This is a genomic window from Rhizobium mulingense, from assembly GCF_029194105.1.
Lineage (GTDB): Bacteria > Pseudomonadota > Alphaproteobacteria > Rhizobiales > Rhizobiaceae > Rhizobium > Rhizobium mulingense.
In genome coordinates this window covers 718349-739990 of record NZ_JARFVE010000003.1, presented here as the reverse complement: position 1 = coordinate 739990, position 21642 = coordinate 718349, and the positions used below count along the sequence as shown (strand labels likewise).

11 protein-coding genes are annotated in these 21642 nt (G+C 61.3%); 2 read left to right on the top strand and 9 right to left on the bottom strand.

The genetic code is table 11. The annotated features are described in order from the left end of the window. Positions 1–33: 33 nt before the first annotated feature. The 3 genes from PYR71_RS08325 to PYR71_RS08315 all read right to left on the bottom strand — a co-directional run bounded on the left by PYR71_RS08325 (position 34) and on the right by PYR71_RS08315 (position 12495). Complete coding sequence (locus tag PYR71_RS08325) at positions 34–5331, bottom strand: DUF4082 domain-containing protein (RefSeq protein WP_275619068.1); 5298 nt, start codon at positions 5329–5331, stop codon at positions 34–36. Between the two features lie 209 nt (positions 5332–5540). Next, complete coding sequence (locus PYR71_RS08320) at positions 5541–6725, bottom strand: GTP-binding protein (protein ID WP_275618959.1); 1185 nt, start codon at positions 6723–6725, stop codon at positions 5541–5543. Positions 6726–6828: 103 nt separating this feature from the next. Next, complete coding sequence (locus PYR71_RS08315; protein WP_275618958.1) at positions 6829–12495, bottom strand: DUF4082 domain-containing protein; 5667 nt, start codon at positions 12493–12495, stop codon at positions 6829–6831. Between the two features lie 569 nt (positions 12496–13064). Between PYR71_RS08315 and PYR71_RS08310 the strand changes: the two genes are divergently transcribed. Together PYR71_RS08310 and PYR71_RS08305 are read left to right on the top strand one after the other, a co-directional pair. Next, positions 13065–14372, top strand: a complete 1308-nt coding sequence (locus PYR71_RS08310) for a polysaccharide biosynthesis/export family protein (RefSeq protein ID WP_275618957.1) — start codon at positions 13065–13067, stop codon at positions 14370–14372. A gap of 130 nt (positions 14373–14502) precedes the next feature. After that, a complete protein-coding gene (locus PYR71_RS08305) occupies positions 14503–16011 on the top strand; it encodes an O-antigen translocase (RefSeq protein ID WP_275619067.1) in 1509 nt (502 codons plus the stop codon). A 66-nt stretch (positions 16012–16077) separates the two neighbouring features. Here PYR71_RS08305 and PYR71_RS08300 read toward each other — a convergent pair whose 3' ends face one another. Genes PYR71_RS08300 through PYR71_RS08275 form a run of 6 tightly spaced genes read right to left on the bottom strand, consistent with a single transcriptional unit; the run spans position 16078 to position 21606 of the window. Next, positions 16078–17289: a DegT/DnrJ/EryC1/StrS family aminotransferase gene (locus PYR71_RS08300; protein ID WP_275618956.1), complete on the bottom strand. Its 1212-nt coding sequence runs from the start codon at positions 17287–17289 to the stop codon at positions 16078–16080. After that, positions 17286–18260, bottom strand: coding sequence for an NAD-dependent epimerase/dehydratase family protein (locus tag PYR71_RS08295; RefSeq protein ID WP_275618955.1), 975 nt, complete (start codon positions 18258–18260; stop codon positions 17286–17288). Before PYR71_RS08295 ends, PYR71_RS08300 begins: the two co-directional genes overlap by 4 nt. Continuing rightward, complete coding sequence (locus tag PYR71_RS08290) at positions 18257–18976, bottom strand: acyltransferase (protein ID WP_275618954.1); 720 nt, start codon at positions 18974–18976, stop codon at positions 18257–18259. The genes PYR71_RS08295 and PYR71_RS08290 overlap by 4 nt, the downstream gene beginning before the upstream one ends. Continuing rightward, entirely contained in the window at positions 18966–20069 is a 1104-nt protein-coding gene (locus tag PYR71_RS08285) for a DegT/DnrJ/EryC1/StrS family aminotransferase (RefSeq protein ID WP_275618953.1), read from the bottom strand. Before PYR71_RS08285 ends, PYR71_RS08290 begins: the two co-directional genes overlap by 11 nt. Beyond that, complete coding sequence (locus tag PYR71_RS08280; protein ID WP_275618952.1) at positions 20066–21103, bottom strand: Gfo/Idh/MocA family protein; 1038 nt, start codon at positions 21101–21103, stop codon at positions 20066–20068. Before PYR71_RS08280 ends, PYR71_RS08285 begins: the two co-directional genes overlap by 4 nt. Beyond that, on the bottom strand, positions 21100–21606 hold the full coding sequence (locus PYR71_RS08275; RefSeq protein ID WP_275618951.1) for an acyltransferase: 507 nt from the start codon (positions 21604–21606) through the stop codon (positions 21100–21102). Before PYR71_RS08275 ends, PYR71_RS08280 begins: the two co-directional genes overlap by 4 nt. Positions 21607–21642 lie beyond the last annotated feature (36 nt).

Below are 21642 nucleotides of genomic sequence, written 5' to 3'. Positions count from 1 at the left end.
TACGGCATGCTTGGTCTTGCATCCGCGTGGGCGTTACGCCGCGAGCTGCGGTTTGAATGCCACGTCCACGTAGTAGTTCGTGCTGTTGTAGCTGGCGGTCGGGAACAGCCCGCCCGATCCATAGGCATAGACGCCGTTATTGCCGCCGGGCGCCTTCAGGTCCCCATTCGTCACATCGCTGGCAAAATAATTGCCGGTCGCCGAGTAATTGCCGTTGCTCGAGTAGGAAACGACGTAGGTCGTATCCGCCTGGATGGCGATCTGCTGGGTGAGCTGCGCAGTCTGCCAGCCGCTCGCCGTCTCGTTGTTGAAGGTGACGCTGCCGAGCAGCGTGCCGGAGGCCGTCCACAGATAGCCATCATGCGGGCCGGTATTATCGGCCCCCTTGTAGAGACGGATGCCGGTGATCCAGCCCGCGGTGTCGGCCTGGAATTTCATACCGAGATTGATCTGCTGGTTGTCGTTAGCGTTGACGATCGCAGGCGTCGCATCGGCGGCAAAGAGGTTCTGCTCCGGCCCAGCCGACTGGCTGCCGTTGACGGTGAGCGCAACCGGCGCCGAGGCCGTGCCGCCCTTGCCGTCCGAAATCGCGTAGCTGAAGCTTGCCGGCCCTGAGTAGCCTGCCGTTGGCGTAAATGTCACCGTTTGGGCCTGGGCATCGTAGGAGACAGTGCCATTAACCGCGCCGCTGACGCCGGTAACGACAAGCGGATCGCCATCGCCATCGCTATCGTTTGCCAGGAGTGCCGAGGCCTGAATGGTGATCGGCGTGCCGGTACTGGTCGAGAAGCCGCTGTCATTGCCGGCGACCGGAACCGCATTCTGCCCGCTGCCCTGCCGATAGAGCACGTCGATCCAGTAATTGCTCGCATTATAGGAAGCGGTCGGAAACAGGCTGCTCGTGCCATAGGCATAAAGGCCGTTGCCGCCGCTCGTCGCACTCGACGGCGCCGTCAGCGCGCCGTTCGAATAATCTGTCGTGAAGTAGTTCGCCGTTGCGGAATAGAAACCGTTCGAATGGTAGCTCGCCACATAGGTGGTGCCGGCCGAAACATTGATCGGCTGGGTGAAGGAAACCGTCTGCCAGCCGCTCGCCGTCTCGTTGATGAAGGTCGCCTGGGCCAGTAGCTGGCCGTTCGCAGTCCACAGCGAGCCGACATGCGTGCCGGTATCCTGGGCGCTTCTGTAGTAGGTGAGCCCGGTGATCTGGCCGTTCGCAGAGGCGATGAACTTGACGCCGAGTTCGACCGAGTTGGCGTCGTTGGCGGCGGCAATCGCCGACGTGTCGGCGCCGGTGAACAGGCTCGACGTCGCGCCCCCGGCCGGCGGCGTGTCGACGGTGAGGCTGACCGTGGCCGATGCCGTGCCGCCAAACCCGTCTGAAACCGTATAGGAGAAGCTCGCCGCACCGGTATAACCCGCCGTTGGCGTGAATATGACCGTCTTGGTCTGGCTGTTGAAGCTCACCGTTCCGTGGACCGCACCATTGACGCCGGTAATGCTGAGCAGGTCGCCATCACCATCGGTATCGTTTGCAAGCAGGCTGGCTGCGGCAATCGACAACGCCGTGCTGGAATAAGTCGTGTAGCCATTGTCATTGGCCGCGACCGGCAGCACGTTGCTCGTTTGGTTATAAATGACATCCACCCAGTAGTTCGACGACTGGTAGCTGGAGGTCGGGAAACCGGAGCCGTCGGCAAAGACGCCGTTACTGCCGGCAAGCGCCGTCAGCGAACCATTGCTATGGGCGGTCGTGAAATAGTTTGCCGTTGCCACGTAGGAGCCGGTCGTGTGGTAGGAGGCGACATAGGTCGTGCCGGCCAGGATATGCACCGGGTTCGAGAATGTCGCGGTCTGCCAGCCGCTCAGCGATCCGCTGTCGGCGAACGCGACGGTCGCGACCAGCGTGCCGTCAGCCGTCCACAGCGAGCCGGTATGCGGACCGGTATCGCCGGCCGCCTTGTAGAAGCGGACGCCGGTCACCATGCCGCTCGAGGAAGCGGAGAACCGCATGCCGAGTTCCAGCGACTGGCCCTCGTTATAGCTTGCGCCCATCGGTCCTTCGCTTGGCTTGAACAGCGTCTCCCCTGAAGGGCCGGGGTCGACGATAAGGCTGACACTGCCCTGATCCGTGCCGCCGCGCCCGTCCGACAGCGTATAGGTGAAGCTTGCCGGCCCCGAATAATTATTGGTTGGCGTGAAGGTGATGGTGCCGTTCTGCTTGTTGAGCGTGACCGTGCCGTTGACAGCATTGCCGACGGCCGAAATCGTCATCGCATCGCCATTGGGATCCGTATCGTTTCCGATGAGCGAGGTGATCGAGAGGACGACGCTGTCGTTGCGGGTGAGCGTCAGCCCCGTATCGTCGGTCGCAACCGGCGCACCGTTAGGCCCGGCATCGAAGACCACGTCCACCCAGTAGTTGGTGCCGGTGCCAGGGCTCTGGCCGGGGAATGTGCCGGCATTGTCGCCATAGGCATAGACGCCGCCGCCATCGACGGCCTTCAACGCGCCGCTGGCATAGGTGCTGCCGAAATAATTCTGGGTGGCGGAGTAGTATCCATTCGTGTGATAGGAGGCTACGTAGGTCGTGCCGGCGGCAATCTGGATCGGCGAGGAGAACATCACCGTCTGCCAGCCGGAGAGCGACTCGCCGACCGAGACACCCGTTGCCAGCAGCGTTCCGTCGGCTCTCCAGAGGCTGACGGCATGGTCGCCGATATTGTAGAAGCCCTTATAGAAGCGGATACCCTCGACATAGCCTGCCGTCGTCGCCTGGAAGCGCAGGCCGAGTTCGACGGAATCGCGATCGATCGCCATTTCGACGGCGGGCTTGTCGGCCAGCGTCCACAGGCCCTGCGTGCCCGGCAAGTTGACGGTGACCTGCTTGCCGGCCGCTGGCGCCTCCATGTTGACGCTGTCGTCGACGGCGCGCGACATGATCGTATAGGTGCCGCTCGCCTGCACGACCCAGTTATAGCTCCAGCTCTCGCGGCCGGTGGCCTTGAACCAGTGCTGCCCGCCGTCGGTGGAGATTTCGACGCCGGCGATGATGCCGCCGCCGAAATCCTGCGCCGTGCCCGTGATCGTCACATGCTGGCCTTCGAGGAAGCTTGCGCCGACGATCGGCGAGCTGATCGTCGAGGTTGGCTTCAGCGTGTCGGTCGATTGTGTCGCCAGGATCAGGCTCGCATCCAGCGTCGTCGGCTGGATCCCCATGTCGGCGAACATGTTGACCATTGCCTGCTGCACGTTGCGATCGGTCGATGTCGTCGGACCCTGGTGGTTGTCGCTCAGGCCCCACGACCAGAAGACGGTGCCGGCGCCGAAGACCAGCGCGCCACTTGCCGCCCGGTACATGGTCAGACTATGGGTCGCCACCGCATCGCCGACCGTGGTGCCGTAGTCGCGCAGGTAGGTGCTCACGGAGACCGTCGACAGTGACAGGTTGATCAGTCCATCGGGACGAAATCCGTTCTCGACATCGGAATCCCATTCATAGCCGAGCAGGTTCTGCACGAGATTGTAGGTATCGCCCTCCTGCAACTCCGAAACGTCGGTGTTGCGCCAGAAGCGCAGATTCGAATAGTCGTAGGGGATGGAGATCGTATCCTGGCGGTAGCTGTCCACCTGGAACATCGTTCCCGTCAGCGAATTCTCCGGCTCCTGCCCCGGATCGGCATAACGCGGGTCGCGCCAGGTGCCGGTGCCGACATTGCTCGGATCCGTGCTCGTGCCCCATGTCTCCTTGTAGCAGACCATGGTGCGATAGGCCTGGCCGCTGCCGTCGATGCTGCTTTCCCAGCGCACCTTCCAGTAGCATTCGTTGCCGCTCCAGAAGGCGAGGTTGACGCCGGCATCGCGGGCGGCCTCGACATTGGCGCGCTGTTCGGCCGACCAGTATTCGTCATGTCCGACGGAGAGATAGGCATCGTGGTTGAGCAGCAAGCTGCCGCTGCGCGCGGCATCGACGCCTGAAATATAGGACACGTCGTAGCCGTTCTGCTCCAGCCAGGAGATGGCGGAGGATTCGGCGCCGAAGATGTAATCATGCGAGCCGCCGATCGGGCTCGTAGTGGTGATGATCGGCCTGTTGTAGCTGACCGCCGAGGCGCGGCCGATGGCCTGCAGGCCGCAGCTGCAGTTCGGCGGCAGGTAGCCGATCATGTTGGCCGGATCGACGGGCACTTCGCCGTAGTAGAGGCTGGCGCCACCCCAGGCATTATAGGCCTGCCAGGTCGTGTCCGACGTCTGGAAGACGATGTTGCTGGTCGAGGCGTCGTCGCGCACGACGAAGGGGATGATACTGGCATCCTCGGTGCCATCCTCGCGCACGAGTTTAGCGAAATAAACGCCGGAGACCGCGTCCGTTGGAATCTGCCAGCTCGCTGAAACCGACCAGTTGCCGCAGTCGATAAGACCTAGCGACATGTCGACAATCGGATGCGGCTGGATCTGCGCCGTGGTCAGCTGCTGCTCGATCGAGTCGACCTTGCGCGCGCCAAGCCCGCCATAATAACCCATACGGTAGATATCGATGCGGTAGTGGGTGGAGTCTGTGGCAATCTTGAAATCGACTGTCTGACCGATATTCGTGCTGATTTCGGTGGCAAAACCCTGGATGGTGCCGTTGCCGTCGCCCTCCAGCCCCCATTCGCTGATCGGGTTGCCCTGCTTCAGGTTTTCCAGCGCGATCTTGTTGGGCGTCGCCACTGCCGAAGGCACCGCCGCCGGTCCCGACAATGCTGCCGGGGCCGCTGTAGTCTCGGCAGACGAGTCCTGGTTCGGCGCGACCGAGAGGGATGCAGCCGAGGTTTGAAGGCGCAGCGAAGCCGTGGCGACACTGCTGGAAGAAGGAACAGGTGCTGCCGTTTCGGCGCTGCCGGTATCGCTGGTAATACCCGTCAGCGCGGGAGCAGCAGGCAGCGTCGCAGCCTCCTCGTACGGATCCGGGCCGAGCACGGTGCGCTCGGATGTCGAGGGGGACGTGTCGAAGACCGCGGAAGCCGACGCCGTCTTCGTCGATGTGGCCTGCGTGCCGCCATCGGCCGCAGGCGCCGGCATCGATGTCGACGATTGAGGGGACGATTGCATGCCACCTGATGATATCAGGGAAGATGTGACCGTGCCGGTGAAGGAGGACTGGACGGTTGCGCTATCCTGACTGGCAAAACCCGAGGATCCGTCAGTGCTCGTCGAAGACACGACCATCGCGGATCCAAGGGTTGCCCCCCAGGCAGGGGGCGCACGCCAGATACTCAACGCTCCACCAAATATACTCAGGTACTCACGATTACTAACATGAATTCTCCGCATCAGCGGCGTCCCCATCCCGTCGATCGACACTACAAGACTTCATCCTGCCAGCTTTCGTAAGGGAACGGACGACAGCAATCTTGGGTATATGGGTGGTACCCCCATACGTCGATATGATGACCCTCACCCGCACCCGGCCGATAAGGCCCCAAAGCCGCCTACGCAGCTGGCCGCGCTGGTTGGTCGGGCCGGTTAACTCGAGCGCTGTCGTTCGCCGCCCCGTGCTACCAGGCCGGAAACGGATCTTCGAGGGCGGCCCAGTCGCGCGGATCGGCGCTGGCAAGGCATCCGTCCAGCGCGGTCCGTACAGCTGTCTCGTCCATGCCCACGCCGATAAAAACCAGCTCCTGCCGGCGGTCGCCCCAAGCGCTGTCCCATCGGCTCTGCAGCTGTCGATGAAACTGCTGGTGGTTGGGCCAGTCCTGCCGGGGCACGGCTGCCCACCAGAGCCCCATGGGTTCGCAGCGCCGCTGGATCCCGGCAGCCGACATCAGGCCCACATGACGCGGGCGCGTGGCAAGCCAGAAATGGCCCTTGGCGCGCAGCACTCCCGGCCAGGGCTCGTCGAGGAATGCCCGAAACCGCGTCGGATCGAAGGGACGCCGGGTTCGATAGACAAAACTCGAGACCCCGTATTCCTCCGTCTCCGGAACATGCTCATCCGGGCTGTACAATTCCTTGTGCCACAGCGGATGGGCCGCGGCCTTTTCTTCGTCGAAGAGGCCTGTATTCAGAACAGTTTCGAGAGAAATCCTGCCGAAATCCGTCTCCACCTGGAGCGCGTCCGGATTGAGCGCAGCCACTGTCTTGCGGACATCCGCTCGGATATCCTCGGTCGCCTCCGAGATCTTGTTGATCACGACGACATCGGCAAACTCGATCTGGTCCACCAGGAGGTCGATCAGTGTGCGCCGGTCCTCACCGTCCCGCTGCTGGCCGCGATCGGCAAGCAGATCGCCGCAGCTGTAATTGGCCAAAAGGCTTGCAGCGTCAACGACGGTGACCATCGTGTCGAGTCTGGCAAAATCGGAGAGCGAAACGCCGTACTCGTCGCGGAAGGAAAAGGTCGCCGCGATGGGACGTGGCTCGGCAATGCCCGTTCCTTCGATCAGCAGATAATCGTATCGCCCCTCTTCGGCCAGTCGTCGCACTTCCGTCAAAAGGTCGTTGCGAAGGGTACAGCAGATGCAGCCATTGCTGAGCTCGATCAATGTCTCCGTCGTATACGAGAGGTTGCAGCCACTGTCGCGAATGAGGCTGGCGTCTATATTCACTTCGCTCATATCATTGACGATTACGGCGACCCGCAGGCCTTGACGGTTGTTCAGCACGTGACTGAGGAGCGTCGTCTTGCCGGCGCCGAGGAAGCCGGCCAGCACGGTCACCGGGAGTCGCTCGACCTTGTTCATCGGTGTCCCTTGAAGGGGAGCGGAGGCAACGCCCCTCGTTGCGACCTGCGTTTGCGTCCTATTAGCCTCATTCGCAACCGATCCCTAACCTTAATCCCTTGCGTCACGCCGCGAGCTGCGGCCGGAAGACAACGTCGGCGTAGTAATTGCTTGAATTGAAGCTGTTGGTCGGGAAAAGACCCGCTGTGGCGGAACCGCCATAGGCATAGACGCCGTTGCCGCTGGCGGGCGCCGTCAACGGACCATTGGTGACTGGGGCCGTGAAGAAATTGTTGGTCGCCACGTAAGCGCCTGTCGTGTGATAGGAGGCGACATAGGTGGTGTTGGCGGCGATCGTGACCGGGGTCGCGAAGTTCACTGTCTGCCAGCCGCTCGCGGTAGTATTGGTGAAGGTGGCGGTGGCGAGCTTGGTGCCCGTTGTGGTCCACAGATCGACGAGGTTCTGGCCGTTGTCGTTGGCGCTCCGATAGAACTTGATGCCGGTAACGTCACCGGCGACGTTCGACGTGAACTTGACGCCAAGCTCAAGCTGCTGACCATCGTTGAGGTTGGTCTGGGCCGGCGTGCTGGAGGCGGAGAACAGGCTGTAGGTGGTCGACGAAGTCGTCGACACGGCGATATTGAAGGTCTCGTTGGCGGCAAGGCCGCCAAGGTCGGTCGCCGTCACCTTGACGCCATAAGTGCCTGAGGTCGTCGGCGTGCCGGAGAAGGTCCGCGTCGAGGCGTTGAAGCTCAGCCATGAAGGCAGCGCCGTACCATCGGCGGCCGTTGCCGAATAGGTCAGCGTCTCGCCGCTGTCGACATCGCTGAAGGTCGTCGTCGGCAGGGTGAAGGAGAAGGCGGAGCCGACGGTGGCATTCTGGGTCGTCGTCTGGACGGCCAGCACCGGTGCATCGTTGGCGCCATGGATGGTGACGGTCAGGTTTGCCGTGGCGGTGGCGCCGGCACTGTCGCGCATCGTGTAGCTGAAGACATCGCTCAGCGTATTGGTCGACTGCCGCAGCCCCTGGACGGCGGTATTGCTCTCGTTGATCGTATAGGTATAGGCGCCCGATGCATTGAGCACGAGACTGCCGTAGGTGCCGTTCAGCGCCGAGCCGAGCGTGCCCGACGTCGCGCCGAAGTTGACTGCCGACACCGTCTTGGTGTCACCGGCATCCGGATCGGTGTCGTTGGTCAGCACGTTGCCGCTTGCAACCGCGCCGCCCGACCCATTGGCTACCCCGCCCTTCTCGGTCGCATCCCCCGCATCGGCAACCGCCGTCGGCGTCGTGTTGCCGGGCGTGCCCGATCCCGGACGGAAGACCACATCGGCCCAATAATTGGTAGCACCGAAAGTGGCATTTGGGAAAATGCCAGCGGTGGCGGATCCGCCATAGCGGTAGACGCCGTTGCCGCTGGCGGGCGCCGTCAGCGGGCCGCTGGTGACGGCGGTCGTGAAGAAATTGGCCGTCGCCACATAGGCCCCTGTCGTGTGATAGGAGGCGACATAGGTCGTGTTGGCGGCAATGGTGAAGGGCGTTGTGAAGTTCGCCGTCTGCCAGCCGCTCGCCGTGGTATTGGTGAAGGTGGCGGTGGCAAGTTTGGTGCCCGTGGCGCTCCACAGGTCGACGACGTTCTGGCCGTTGTCGTTGGCGCTGCGATAGAACCTGATGCCGGTAACGTCACCGGCGACGTTCGACGTGAACTTGACGCCAAGCTCAAGCTGCTGACCATCGTTGAGGTTGGTCTGGGCCGGCGTGCTGGAGGCGGAGAACAGGCTGTAGGTGGTCGACGAAGTCGTCGACACGGCGATATTGAAGGTCTCGTTGGCGGCAAGGCCGCCAAGGTCGGTCGCCGTCACCTTGACGCCATAAGTGCCTGAGGTCGTCGGCGTGCCGGAGAAGGTCCGCGTCGAGGCGTTGAAGCTCAGCCATGAAGGCAGCGCCGTACCATCGGCGGCCGTTGCCGAATAGGTCAGCGTCTCGCCGCTGTCGACATCGCTGAAGGTCGTCGTCGGCAGGGTGAAGGAGAAGGCGGAGCCGACGGTGGCATTCTGGGTCGTCGTCTGGACGGCCAGCACCGGTGCATCGTTGGCGCCATGGATGGTGACGGTCAGGTTTGCCGTGGCGGTGGCGCCGGCACTGTCGCGCATCGTGTAGCTGAAGACATCGCTCAGCGTATTGGTCGACTGCCGCAGCCCCTGGACGGCGGTATTGCTCTCGTTGATCGTATAGGTATAGGCGCCCGATGCATTGAGCACGAGACTGCCGTAGGTGCCGTTCAGCGCCGAGCCGAGCGTGCCCGACGTCGCGCCGAAGTTGACTGCCGACACCGTCTTGGTGTCACCGGCATCCGGATCGGTGTCGTTGGTCAGCACGTTGCCGCTTGCAACCGCGCCGCCCGACCCATTGGCTACCCCGCCCTTCTCGGTCGCATCCCCCGCATCGGCAACCGCCGTCGGCGTCGTGTTGCCGGGCGTGCCCGACGTCGTGAACATCACATCGACCCAATAGTTTGTCGACTGGAAGGTGCTCGAGGGGAACAGGCTGTTGCTGCCATAGCGGTAGACGCCGTTGCCGCTGGCGGGCGCCGTCAGCGGGCCGCTGGTCACATTTGAGGTGAAGTAGTTGGTGGTCGTCGAATAATGACCGCTGTTCGTGTGGTAAGACGCGGTGTAGGTTTGCCCGGCCGTCAGCGTCACCGGACTGGTGAAATAGGCGGTCTGCCAGCCGCTGGCCGTCTCGTTGGTGAAGGTGAGGGTCGCAAGCCGCGTGCCGGTGCTTGACCACAATGAGCCGGTATGCGTGCCCGTATCCAGGTTGCCCTTGTAGAAACGGATGCCGGTGACGGTGCCTGCGACGGAGGTCTGGAATTTGACGCCGAGCTCAACGGCTGAGGTATCGTTGGTGTTGACGACCGCTGGCGTCGCCGCACCGAAGAGTGAGGTGTAATTCGGCCCGCTAACAGTGACCGTTCGCCCCGCGGAGGGGGTTTCCAGGTTAACGTTATCGTCGACTGCGCGAGATCGGATGGTGTAGGTGCCCGAGGTCTGCGGCGACCAGGTATAAGTCCAGTTCTCGTCGCCCGTGGCCGGATGCCAGCTGGCCCCGTTGTCGGTCGAAACCTCGACGGCGGCGATGACCCCGCCCCCCGCATCGCTAGCGGTGCCGGTAATCGTCACGGTGGATCCAACGGTCGCCGTGGCGGGCACCGTGATGAGCGAGGTCGGTGCGGTATGGTCCGACGAAGCGGTTGCTGCGACGAGCCCGGATTGCAGTGTTCCCGGCTGAATGCCCATGTCGGCGAGCAGATTGACCATCGCCTGCTGCACGCGGGGATCGGTCGGGGTCGCCTGATTGTCGTGATTGTCGCTCAGGCCCCATGTCCAGTAGACAGTGCCAGCGCCGAACACCAGCGCCCCGCTCGGTGCGCGGTAAAGCGTCAGATTGTGGGTCGCGGTGGCATTCCCGGTCGTGTTTCCGTAGTCGAGCAAGTAAGTGCTGACTGGAAGCGTTGTCGATGACAGCTTGACGAGACCCGCCGGATCGAAGCCGTTGTCAGACGCTTCATCCCACTCGTAGCCAAGATAGTTCTTGGTGAGCGTTGCCGTCTGGCCGGGCTGAAGATTCGCGACGCTGGTATTGCGCCAGAAGCGCAGGTTGGCGTCGTCATACCCGACCGTGATCGCGGCGAGATTGTTGCCGACATCGTCGACCTTGAATAACTGCCCGGTCAGTGAGTTTTCCGGGTTTCCGCCGCCGATGGCGGGTGGGCTGAAGCGTGGATCGCGGAAGGTGCCCGTCCATTCGTTGGAAGGATCGATGCCGGAGTTGGCCCACGTCTCCTTGTAGGTGATGAGGGTGCGATAAGGCGTGCCATCGGCGCTGTAGGCATTACCCCAACGGGTGCGCCAATAGACCTCGTTGCCGCTCCAGAACATCAGGTTGACGCCGGCATCGCGCGCGGCTTCGACATTGGTTCGCTGTTGACCCGACCAATATTCGTCGTGCCCGGCATCGATATATGTCTTGTGATTGAGCAACAGGCTGCCATAACGGTCGACGTCGACACCGGACATGTACGAAACATCGTAGCCGTTCTGTTCCAGCCAGTAGATGCCCGCATATTCGGCGCCGAACAGATAGTCCTGCGGACCGGCAAAAGTGCCGACCCCGCCGCGGGTCGCAATCGGTCTGTTGTAGCTCACCGCATAAGCGCGACCAGCACCCTGCCCCGTCGCCGGGCCGTTGCCGCCATAGAGGTTTGCGCCGCCCCAGCCGTTGTAAGCCTGCCAGGTCTCGTCTGCCGTCTGGAAGACGATGTCGCTTTGGCTGCCGTCATCGCGCACAATGAACGGGATATGATTTTCGCCGAAGGTGCCGTCTTGTCGCACGAGCTTGGCGACATAGACGCCCGAGACGGCATCATCGGGGACGGCCCACGAGGCCGAGACAGCCCAGTTGCCGGCGTCGACCGTGCCCGTCGTGGAATTGCGCAATGGATTCGGCTGGGTCTGCAAGCCGGTGTGCTGCATGGTCGCGACCTTGCGGGCGCCCATGCCGCCGTAATAGCCGAGCCGATAGATATCGATCCGGTAGTTGGTGGAATTCGTGTTAATCTTGAAGCTGATCGTCTTGCCGTTGTCGACGCTGATATCGGTCGCAAACCCTTCGATGTTGGAGCTGCCGGCACCGTCGATGCCCCACTCGCTCTCCGGATTGCCTTGCTTCTGGTTTTCCAGGACGATCGCGTTGCTGGCGGCCGCCGCCGCGGCCAGACTTTGTGTCGTCATCGACCGCTGCGTAGTCGTCGTTGCCGTCGTCACCGAGCCAGAAAGGATGCCGGTGCCCTTCGTAGTGGTGCCCTTTCCGGTCTCTCCGCCGCCCGGCAAGGATCCGTTCAAGGCCGCTGTTTCCGTCCAACTTGCGGTTCCGCGCCAGCCCGAGAGCGGAGACAGGTTACGATCGAGAAGCGGGTCGCTGATCGAGGCAGCGATCGCCCGCTTGGCCGTAGATACAAAGTCCGGGCCCTCGGTCAGCTTGGTCCCCGGCAATTGACCGTCCTGTTGGAGCATGCCGACACCATGAGCCCAGTCGAGAATTCGCGTCGGGGATGTATAGTAGCCGCACCCGCACACACCAAAGGGCATGCCAAAGGCCAGTGAATTCGCCCCAGCATGCTGGGCGGTCGCCTGCGCTGACGGGCTCGATTCGAGAATGACGACTTTGCCCGAGTGCGCACGTTCGCCGGCCACCGCAGAATTCTGCCCCGAACCTGTCGGTGCCGGGCTCTGCGGCAGATACGGCGCCAGTGGATCGTCGCCAATGAGGCTCATATCAGCGGAGCTGCGATAAAGCGGCGATCGAGGTCCGAATGCAACTCCGTTCGCGTGCACGTTGAATCCCGAAAAGCCCGGCCCATAAGTAAAAAACCGAGATGCAACGCTGTTACCTTTCCGGTCTCCGGTCTCGCGATCTGCTGCGAAAGGGTCGGACAAGGGCGGCAGTGGGTGGGTGATACTATCCTGAACGTCAGGGTCGGCGATCACCCCCGTCCGATGTTCCGCCTCGCGCTCGGCGAACGCCGGGTTATTGTTGGAATCGTCCACAAGCTTGCCATCAAGCTTGGGTCCACCCGCGGTATGCGCGGATGCCGCAAGTTGAGCACTGTCTGCGTGCCTTTCGGCAGGCTTGCGCGGTCTCACCGTCTCGCCGGCTGCAAACCACCGAGGAAATAGCGAATCCACCAGGAGTGAGCGCGAAGTCCACCGACGAGCGTTGCGATTCATGGCAGGCACCTCTCGCGAAAATCAGCAGGATCAAATCTATCAAGATCGTTTTGGTACGCGGCCTTGAATTGTAGTCGAAAACGACCAGGGTATATCCTACGCCTTTCGCTCTACAGGCGGCATCCTTTGGGCAAACGGGCCGTGTTGCGTCGCGGACGCGCTAAATGCGATGCACGAGGGCGACAATTCGCCCTCCCGCGCGAGTTTCGAAGCCGCAGCGGTGGCTAGGCCGTTTGTCATCCGGCGAAATCGACGATCCGACCAGAAAGCCTCTGCCGGCAGGGTTGCGGTCCCTCCAAGCGAGCGCGCCTATTCCTGCATGCAGAACCTGTTGATTTTTCCGGTCAATACCTTCGCGTCGCGCCGAAGATATACGTTTCTACTCGATTTAGGCGGAAGTACCTCCCACCTCATCAATATTGATATGGCAAAACAAACGACCTCCACCTTCCTCAAGGCTTCGCCAGACTGCACACTGGCGATGTAGCCTCGGACTTGGCGTCCGGTGGTCAAGCAGCGTTCAAACGTATTGTATTAGCGTCCGTGTAAGAATGTTTTGCAGGCGAGACATGTACATGAATCTACCACACCGCGCCCCTCGCGTGTTCCTCCGCGCGATGTCCGTCATCAGTGCACTCGTCTTCCTCGCCGGAGCTGTACCGCCAGCTCTCGCCGGTAGCTTGGCGCCACAAACGAAGATTCGCCTGACGGTCGTTCAATGGATAGCCTCGAAAGGGCAATTTGAACGATGGGATGGGATCGGCGGCGAATATACGGTTTCCGATGCAGGTATCGTCTCCCTGCCATTCCTAGGGTCGCTAGCGGTCGGCAATCTGGACAATGAGGGTCTTACCAAGGAGATCGGCAAGCGCCTTCAGGCAAAGATGGGTCTGGCCCAGGCACCTGCCGTGACCATCGAACTTCTCGAATATCCGCCGATCTACGTCGTGGGGGACGTAACGACCCCGGGGCAGTACAGCTTCCGCCCCGGACTGACCGTCCTCCAATCCGTGGCGATGAGCGGCGGGCCGCGTCGCGCCAAAGATCAGGAGAAAACGCATTCGACCCAACTCGTAGGAGAATTGCGCGAAATCAATCACTCGATCCTGCGCAGCACCGCGAGATTGGCGCGGCTCCAGGCGGAGATGGATGGGGCGCAGGAGATTACCTTCGATCAGGCGACCGGCGCCGATCAGCAATTTGCCGCCGGGGTATACAAGGAGGAAAGGATTATCTTTAGGGCTCGCGCAAATGCGCTGGAGAGGCAGGCAAGAGCATTCACCGAATTGCGCGATCTTTTGACCACTGAGATATCGACGCTGGAAGAGAAACTGACGGGCGCAGACGACAATATCAAGTCCGTCGAGGACCAGTTGCTCAGCGTCAAGTCGCTAGTTCAGAAGGGCCTGACGGTCTCGTCGAGGCAGTTGGATCTGGAACGGTTGCTGACGACTTACCGCTCCGACAAGCTCGACCTTGTCACCGCCGTCATGCGGGGCCGCCAGGCGATCAGCGAGACGACACGGAACCTCGAGGGACTTTACGACGCACGCCGGAGCGAAGTGGCGATCGAAGCACAGTCCGAACGCGCAAGTCTCGATCAAATGAAGATGAAGCGCGACACAACGCAGAAGTTGCTCATCGAAGACCTTGGAAATGACGGCATTAAAAGCCTCGGCGAGGACCTTCCGCTTACCTTCAGCGTGACCCGTCGGAACGGAGGACAAATCGACCAGTTCCAAGCCTCGGAAACGACGACGCTGGCGCCGGGCGATGTCGTGAGGGTCGTTCAGCCTCGCATCTTGGACAGTTCGCTTCAGACCAATTCGAGCCGATCATCAGAAGCCCCCGCGCTCGCAGATCGAGCCGGCCAGTGACCCTCGACGAGCACCTATTCTCATTCAGCTGCAGCGGACGTTTGAGCGCGGCCAAGGCGCTAAGGCCGCCTGTCTCGAAGGAATGGCGCTTGATGGGGACCGGCCTGACCCGAGCGACAAGGGTTGAATGATGACTTTGCGCATGATCCCACCCAGCGGTCAGACTTATACCCAAATCCTCAAGTCGACGATGCTGATGGGTGGTTCCTCGCTGGTAAATGTCGCCCTGAGCATCATTCGCAACAAGGCGCTCGCCGTTCTGCTCGGCCCTGAAGGCGTGGGGCTTCTCGGCCTTTACACGGCAATCCTCGATATCGCCCAAGCAATAGCTGGTCTGGGCGTGAGCAGCAGCGGTGTGCGCCGAATCGCCGAGGCGGCGGGCGGCGGCGACGAAGAGAAGATCGCGCGGTCGGCGACAGCGCTCAGGCGCATCTCGGTGGTGCTCGGGTTGCTTGGCGGGCTTTTACTTGCTGCGCTGGCCTTTCCGGTGTCGAATTTCACCTTCGGCGACTACCAGCAAGCCGGCGGCATCGTGCTGCTGTCCCTAGCGATATTCTTTCGGATCGTGTCTGCCGGGCAGGCTGCGTTGATCCAGGGCTTGCGGGGCATTGCAAATCTTGCCCGCATCAACGTGCTTTCGGGGCTCTTCGGCACGATGATCAGCATCCCGCTGATCTATCTGTTCGGCGAGCAGGCGATCGTACCCTCTCTCGTGGCGATCGCGGCCGTGTCAGTCCTTCCCACCTGGTGGTACAGCAAACAAATATCCACGCGCCCACCGCCAATGTCGGCGCACCAGTTTGGCTCGGAAGCCAAAGCTCTGTTCAGGCTCGGCGTCGCTTTCATGGCAAGCGGACTCCTGACCTTCGGCGCGGCCTATGCCATCCGCCTTATCGTGCTGAATGAAGGCGGCATCGTAGCGGCTGGATTGTATCAGGCAGCCTGGGCGCTCGGGGGGCTGTATGCCGGTTTCATCCTTCAGGCGATGGGAACGGATTTCTATCCGCGCTTAACCGCAACCGCGGACAACAATGCCGAGTGCAACCGGCTGGTCAATGAGCAGGCGGAAATCAGCATGCTGCTGGCAGGCCCCGGCCTGATCGCCACCCTGACCTTGGCGCCGCTCGTCATGAGCTTGTTCTATTCGGCCGAGTTTCATGGAGCCGTGGAGCTTCTGCGCTGGATCTGCCTTGGAATGATGCTCAGGATCGTCGCCTGGCCGATGGGTTTCATCGTGCTGGCGAAGGGTGCGCAGACGATCTTCTTCTGGACGGAGGTCGCAGCAACGCTGGTGCATGTGGGGCTGGCGTGGCTCTTCGTATCAAAGTTCGGTACGACAGGAGCCGGCACGGCGTTCTTCGGCCTCTACGTCTGGCACAGCATCCTGATTTACGTGATCGTGCGTCGGCTTACCGGTTTTCGCTGGTCGCGCGCCAATCGCAGGCACGCGCTTCTGTTCCTTCCTGCATCGGGATTGGTCGTCTCGGCCTTTTTGCTCCTGCCGGCATGGTCGGCGACGGTGATCGGTTGCGTCGCCATTATCGTGACCGGGCTTTACTCGCTGCGCATGCTGGTGGAGCTGCTTCCACCGGAGTCGATGCCCCCAATCGTCAGAGGATGGATCACGAAATCCGCATGAGAAAAAGCGCGCATTGGGCAATGCGCGCTTTGTGATGTTGTATTCCGCCGCGGGCAGGCATTCGCTTCAGGCCGGTACGACGTCCTGCTCGGGCTGACGGACGACGCGCCCGGAGTCGGCAACGGCCTGGCGCAATGCCTCGATGACTCTTTCGATATCGACCTCCGTCATCTGGGCGTAAAGCGGCAGGATGATGGTTTGCTGCTGCGCCGAAACGCTTCGCGTCAGGCTGGTGGCCGCGCGATGGGAGTTTTGGCCGGAATAGGCTCCCTCCAGATGAATGTTCATCACACCGCGTCGCGTCGATATTCCTTGATCGAGCAGCGCTTGCATGACGGCCCGCTGGTCGATTTCATCAGACAGTCTCACGCAGAAACTTTGCCAGTTGCTTCGAGCCCAGCGCGGCTCGGTGGGAATCGACAGACCTTGGATCATGGACAGTCCCTCGCAATACTGCGAGGCAAGCCGTCTCCGCTGCGCAATCAGTTCCGGCAGCCGCCGCAACTGCACCCGTCCCACCGCGGCCTGGAGGTCGGTCATCCGGTAGTTGTAGCCCAGCTCATCATAGTCCTCAAAAATCACCTGCTTAGAGCCGTGGCGGACTGCGTCGGTGACGCTCATACCATGCTGGCGCCACAGCCGGAATTTTCGGTCATATTCCGGGTTCTCCGTCGTCAGCATAGCGCCATCACCCGTGGTGACGACCTTTCGGGGATGGAAGGAGAAGCAGGCGATATCGCCATGCGGTCTGCCAATCTTTTCCCAACCGCCTTCCCACAGGATTTCGCTTCCCGTCGCACAGGCCGCATCCTCGATAACCGGCATCGAATATTTCCTGGCGATGTCCACAATCGAACGGAGATCGCAAGGCATGCCGAGCTGATGCACGCACAGGATTGCCTTGGTGCGGGGCGTGATTGCCGTTTCGATCAAGCTGGGGTCGACATTGTAGCCATCGACCTCGATGTCGACGAAGACCGGCACTGCACCGCAGTATCGAACAGCATTCGCGGTGGCGATGAACGAATGGCTGACCGTGATGACCTCATCGCCAGCGTTGACGCCGATTGCCATCAAGGCGAGATGAAGCGCCGTTGTGCAGTTGGAAACGGCACAGGCGTGCCCGGAGCCGACAAATGCCGCGAATTCCTGCTCAAATGCCGCGACTTCCGGCCCCTGGGTCACCCATCCCGATAGAATAACGCGGCGCGCCGCCTCAGCCTCTTCCTCTCCGAGAACGGGTTTGGCGACAGGGATTGTGGATAATGACGGGCTCATGCAGCTTGACCTCCGGCCGCAGCAGTCTTCGACTGCCACCACGCGACAAGGTCACGAAGCCCCTGCTCCATCGAGATTTCCGCCTTGAAACCCAGAAGTCTTTCGGCCTTGCTGATATCCGCAAGGCGACGGGTTACGCCATTGACCGCGCGCGCCTCTTTGTGCTGCGGCTCGAGTGAGGATCCCATGATGTCGCTCAGCATCTGCGCGAGTTGCAGCAAGCTTATTTCCCTGCCGCTCGCGACGTTGAAGACCTCATCGGTAACGTCATTCTTTGCCGCCAGCACGTTTGCCCGGGCGATGTCGCGTGCATCGACGAAGTCCATCGTCTGGCTGCCGTCTCCATAGATCAGCGGCGGCATTCCGGCTGCAAGGCGTTCCATCCAGCGGATCAGCACTTCGGTGTAGGCGCCGTAAACGTCCATTCGCGGCCCGTAGACGTTGAAATAACGCAGCGCGACATAGCGCAGACCATACATGTCGGCGAAGCTGCGCAACAATCCCTCGTTGAAGGTCTTTGCCGCGCCATAGATCGTCCGGTTGTTGTAGGGATGATGCTCTTCGGTCGTCGGAAAACTTTCGGCAAGCCCCAGTACGGAGGCGGAAGAGGCGGCAACGACCTTCGAAACTCCCGCTTTCACGGCAGCTTCGAGAACGTTGAACGTGCCTTCGGCAAGGACTTCGAAAGCCAGTCGTGGCTCTTCGGCGCATTGGGTGATGCGGATGGCCGCCTGATGAAAGACGATATCGACGCCGTCGAAGGCTTTCGCCAGCAGTGCCCTGTCGCGGATATCTCCGTCGATGATGTTAAGGGGCGCGCTGCCGATTGCCGAGCTGAGATTGTCCCGGCGCCCGCGCACGAAATTGTCGAGGATGATGATCTCGCGAGGTTTTTCCAATGCGACAAGATCGGCAATATGCGAACCGATCAGACCGGCACCGCCGGTAATGAGTACCCGTTTGTTTTTCATGATCTTTCCTCACGCGACATGTTCGTCATCGGATCATTCTCCGAACGCCAACGAATAAATTTCGCAGGGACCCCTGCGACAACCGAGAAGGGCTCGACGTCCGAGACGACGACGGCTCCCGCTCCAACGATCGCCCCCTTCCCGATCGTCACGCCGGGAAGAATGGTCGCATTCGTTCCTATATCGGCCTCCGCGCAGATGCGGACCGGCCTGATTTCAAGATCCGTACGAATGATCGGGACATCCACCGGCAGTGCCGTGTGGCTCGAGCCAAGCACCTTGGCGCCAGGTCCCCACCCGACGCAATCCTCGATCACCAGATCGCGAGCGTCGAAATAGGCCGTCGGTCCGATCCAGACATTGTCGCCGATCGTGCATCGGCCGTCGAAGCGTCCCTGGATATAGGCCTGAGCCCCGATGAACACCCCGTTGCCGATCTCGAACGTCTCCGGGTGTTTGAAGCCGGCGCCGCCTGCTACCTGCAATCCCGTGCCGCAGCTGCGCGTTATCGCCTGCCAGATGGCTTTGCGCATCATGGTGTCGACGACACCATCCCCCGTCGCGAAGCGACCGTAGAGCTCGATTAGGCCGGCGCGTCCATAAGATTGCCTGAGTTCTTCGACGAGCCCCGCTTGGTAGGCCGGATCCGCCGGTCTTTCTTGACGGCCGTGCACCGCATGCACGATCCGAGTCTGGCCCGCACGATCAACTGACATAAGCGTCTTCCAACGCAGCTGCCACCTGATCGACGTGCCGCGCGGGCATCTCAGGATAAATCGGCAGCGACAGAACCTCTTTTGCGGCGGCCTCCGAGACCGGGAAATCTCCGACCCGGTAACCGAGATCGGTATGGGCCTGCTGCAGATGGACGGGGATCGGATAGTGCAGCCCGGACTGAATGCCCTCGGCGCTCAGCACGCGCTGAAGCTCGTCGCGATCGCGGCTTCTGATGGCATAGACGTGGTAGACGTGGCGCCGGCCGGCTTTCTCGACAGGCGTCGTTAAATGCGTCGATCGCCCAAGCAGCGACGAGTAGCGGCCTGCATGAGCGCGCCGCGCCTCGGTCCAGGCCTCAAGGTGCCTGAGCTTGATCCGCAGGATCGCGCCTTGAATGGCATCCATGCGGTAGTTGAAGCCCTTCAGCAGATGATGATAACGCTGCTCCTGGCCCCAGTCGCGTAGCATGCGCATTGTTTTTGCCTGGTCGTCGCGGTTGGTCACGACGATGCCCCCCTCGCCGCAGGCTCCGAGGTTTTTACCCGGGTAGAAGCTGAAGCAGCCCGATGCGCCGAGGCTGCCAGCGCGCGCACCTTTGTATTGCGCTCCATGCGCCTGGCAGGCGTCCTCAATAATCGGTATCCGGTAGTGGTCGGCAATCGCTTGGATCGCATCCATATCGGCCATCTGCCCGTAAAGATGGACGGGAATGATGGCCTTGGTGCGGGGTGTGATCTTTGCCTCGAGCTGAGCCGGATCCATCGTCAGCGTGACCGGCTCGACATCGACGAATACTGGCCGTGCGCCCGCATAGCAGATCGCCGATACGGTCGCGACGAAGGTAAATGGCACGGTGATGACTTCATCGCCGGGGCCGACGCCGGCCGCGAGAAGCGACAGATGCAGGGCGCTGGTCCCGGTATTGACTGCGATCGCATGTTTGACATTGCAATAGTCCGCGAATTCCTGCTCGAGGCGGGCGACCTCTTCGCCCAGTATGTATTGCCCCGAAGCCAGGACGCCGAGCACCGCGGCGTCGATTTCGCTCTTGATGGAATTATACTGTGCCTTGAGGTCCAGGAACGAAATCATGCAATGCGCCTCGCCTCTTCGAGCTCGATGATACGACCGCGCTGAGCGAGCGACCGGCTTGCGGCTTCAAGGATGCGGACGACACGCAGCCCGGCTTGGCCGTCGGTAATCGGCCGCGTATTCTGCTCAATGCAATCGACGAAGTGATCGAGCTCGCGTTTCAACGCCTCGGTCATATCGAGCTTGGGCGCCCACATGTCGCCGCTGCGGTAGCCGACCAGCATCTGATGGACCTTCTCGCCATATGCATCGGAATTGGGGCACATGGTGATGCCCTTGTCGTAAACCTTGATCTTTTCGCTGGGCTCCAGATCGTCATAGACGATCATCTTGTTGCTGCCGCCGATCAGCGTACGGCGCACCTTGACCGGCGCCAGCCAATTGACGTGGATGTGGGCGATGAGCTTGCTCTCGAAAAAGAGCGTCAGATAGGCGATGTTTTCGGGTTCGCCGAGCACATGGCTCATGCCCGTCGCGGAGACCGCCACCGGTCTTTCCTGCAGGACATGGTCCAGGATGGACAGGTCGTGCACGGCAAGATCCCAGATGACGCTCACATCATGTTGGAACAGCCCAAGATTAACCCGAACCGAGTCATAGTAATACATGTCGCCCAAGCCGCTTTCGACCAGTTCGCGCATTTTGCGGACGGCGCCGGTGTGGACGAAGGTGTGATCGACGGCGAGCACGAGGCGTCGCCGCGCTGCCTCTTCGACCATCCGGGATGCTTCCTCCGTCGTCGATGCCATCGGTTTTTCGACGAAGACATGCTTTCCGGCCATCATGGCCTGCATTGCGAGCTTGTAGTGGGTCGAGACCGGCGTCGCGATGGCGATTGCATCCACTCTCGGATCACGCAGGACTTCCTCGAAATTATCGGTGATCGTTACCGCCGGATAGCGGCTCTTCACGGCCGCCAACCGATCGACATTGAGATCGCAGACTGAAATGAGCTGTGCGCCGCCCGCCTCCGAAATATTGCGGACCAGGTTTGGACCCCAATATCCATATCCAACAACAGCAATGCCGATCATCGCATTCCTCCAAACGCTTGCATGTTTACTGACCGGTCATGAACGTGACCGGTGATCCTGGCCGGAACACCGGTAACAATGGCGCCGTCAGGCACATCCTTCGTTACGACAGCGCCGGCGCCGACCTGCGCGGCCTCTCCGATGGTCACGCCAGGCAGAATGGTAGCGTTGCTGCCGATCGACGCGTGGCGCTTGACCAGCGTGGGAATGACAACCCAGTCGGCCTCCGTCTGCAGGCTGCCGTCCGGATTGACGGCGCGCGGGTAAGTGTCATTGGTGAACATCACCCCGTGGCCGATAAAAACGCCGTCCTCCAGCGTCACGCCTTCGCAGAGGAAGGAATGGCTGGAGATCTTGCAGTCTTTTCCGACGGTGACGTTTTTCTGGATTTCAACGAAGGTGCCGATGCGCGTTCCCGCGCCAATCGTGCAGCCGTAGAGATTCACAAGATCTCGATGGTGAATAACGCAGCTGTCATCCAGCTTGACGTTCGAGGCAATCATGCCGGCTCGTTCCTATTCAAACAGGCCCTGATCTGG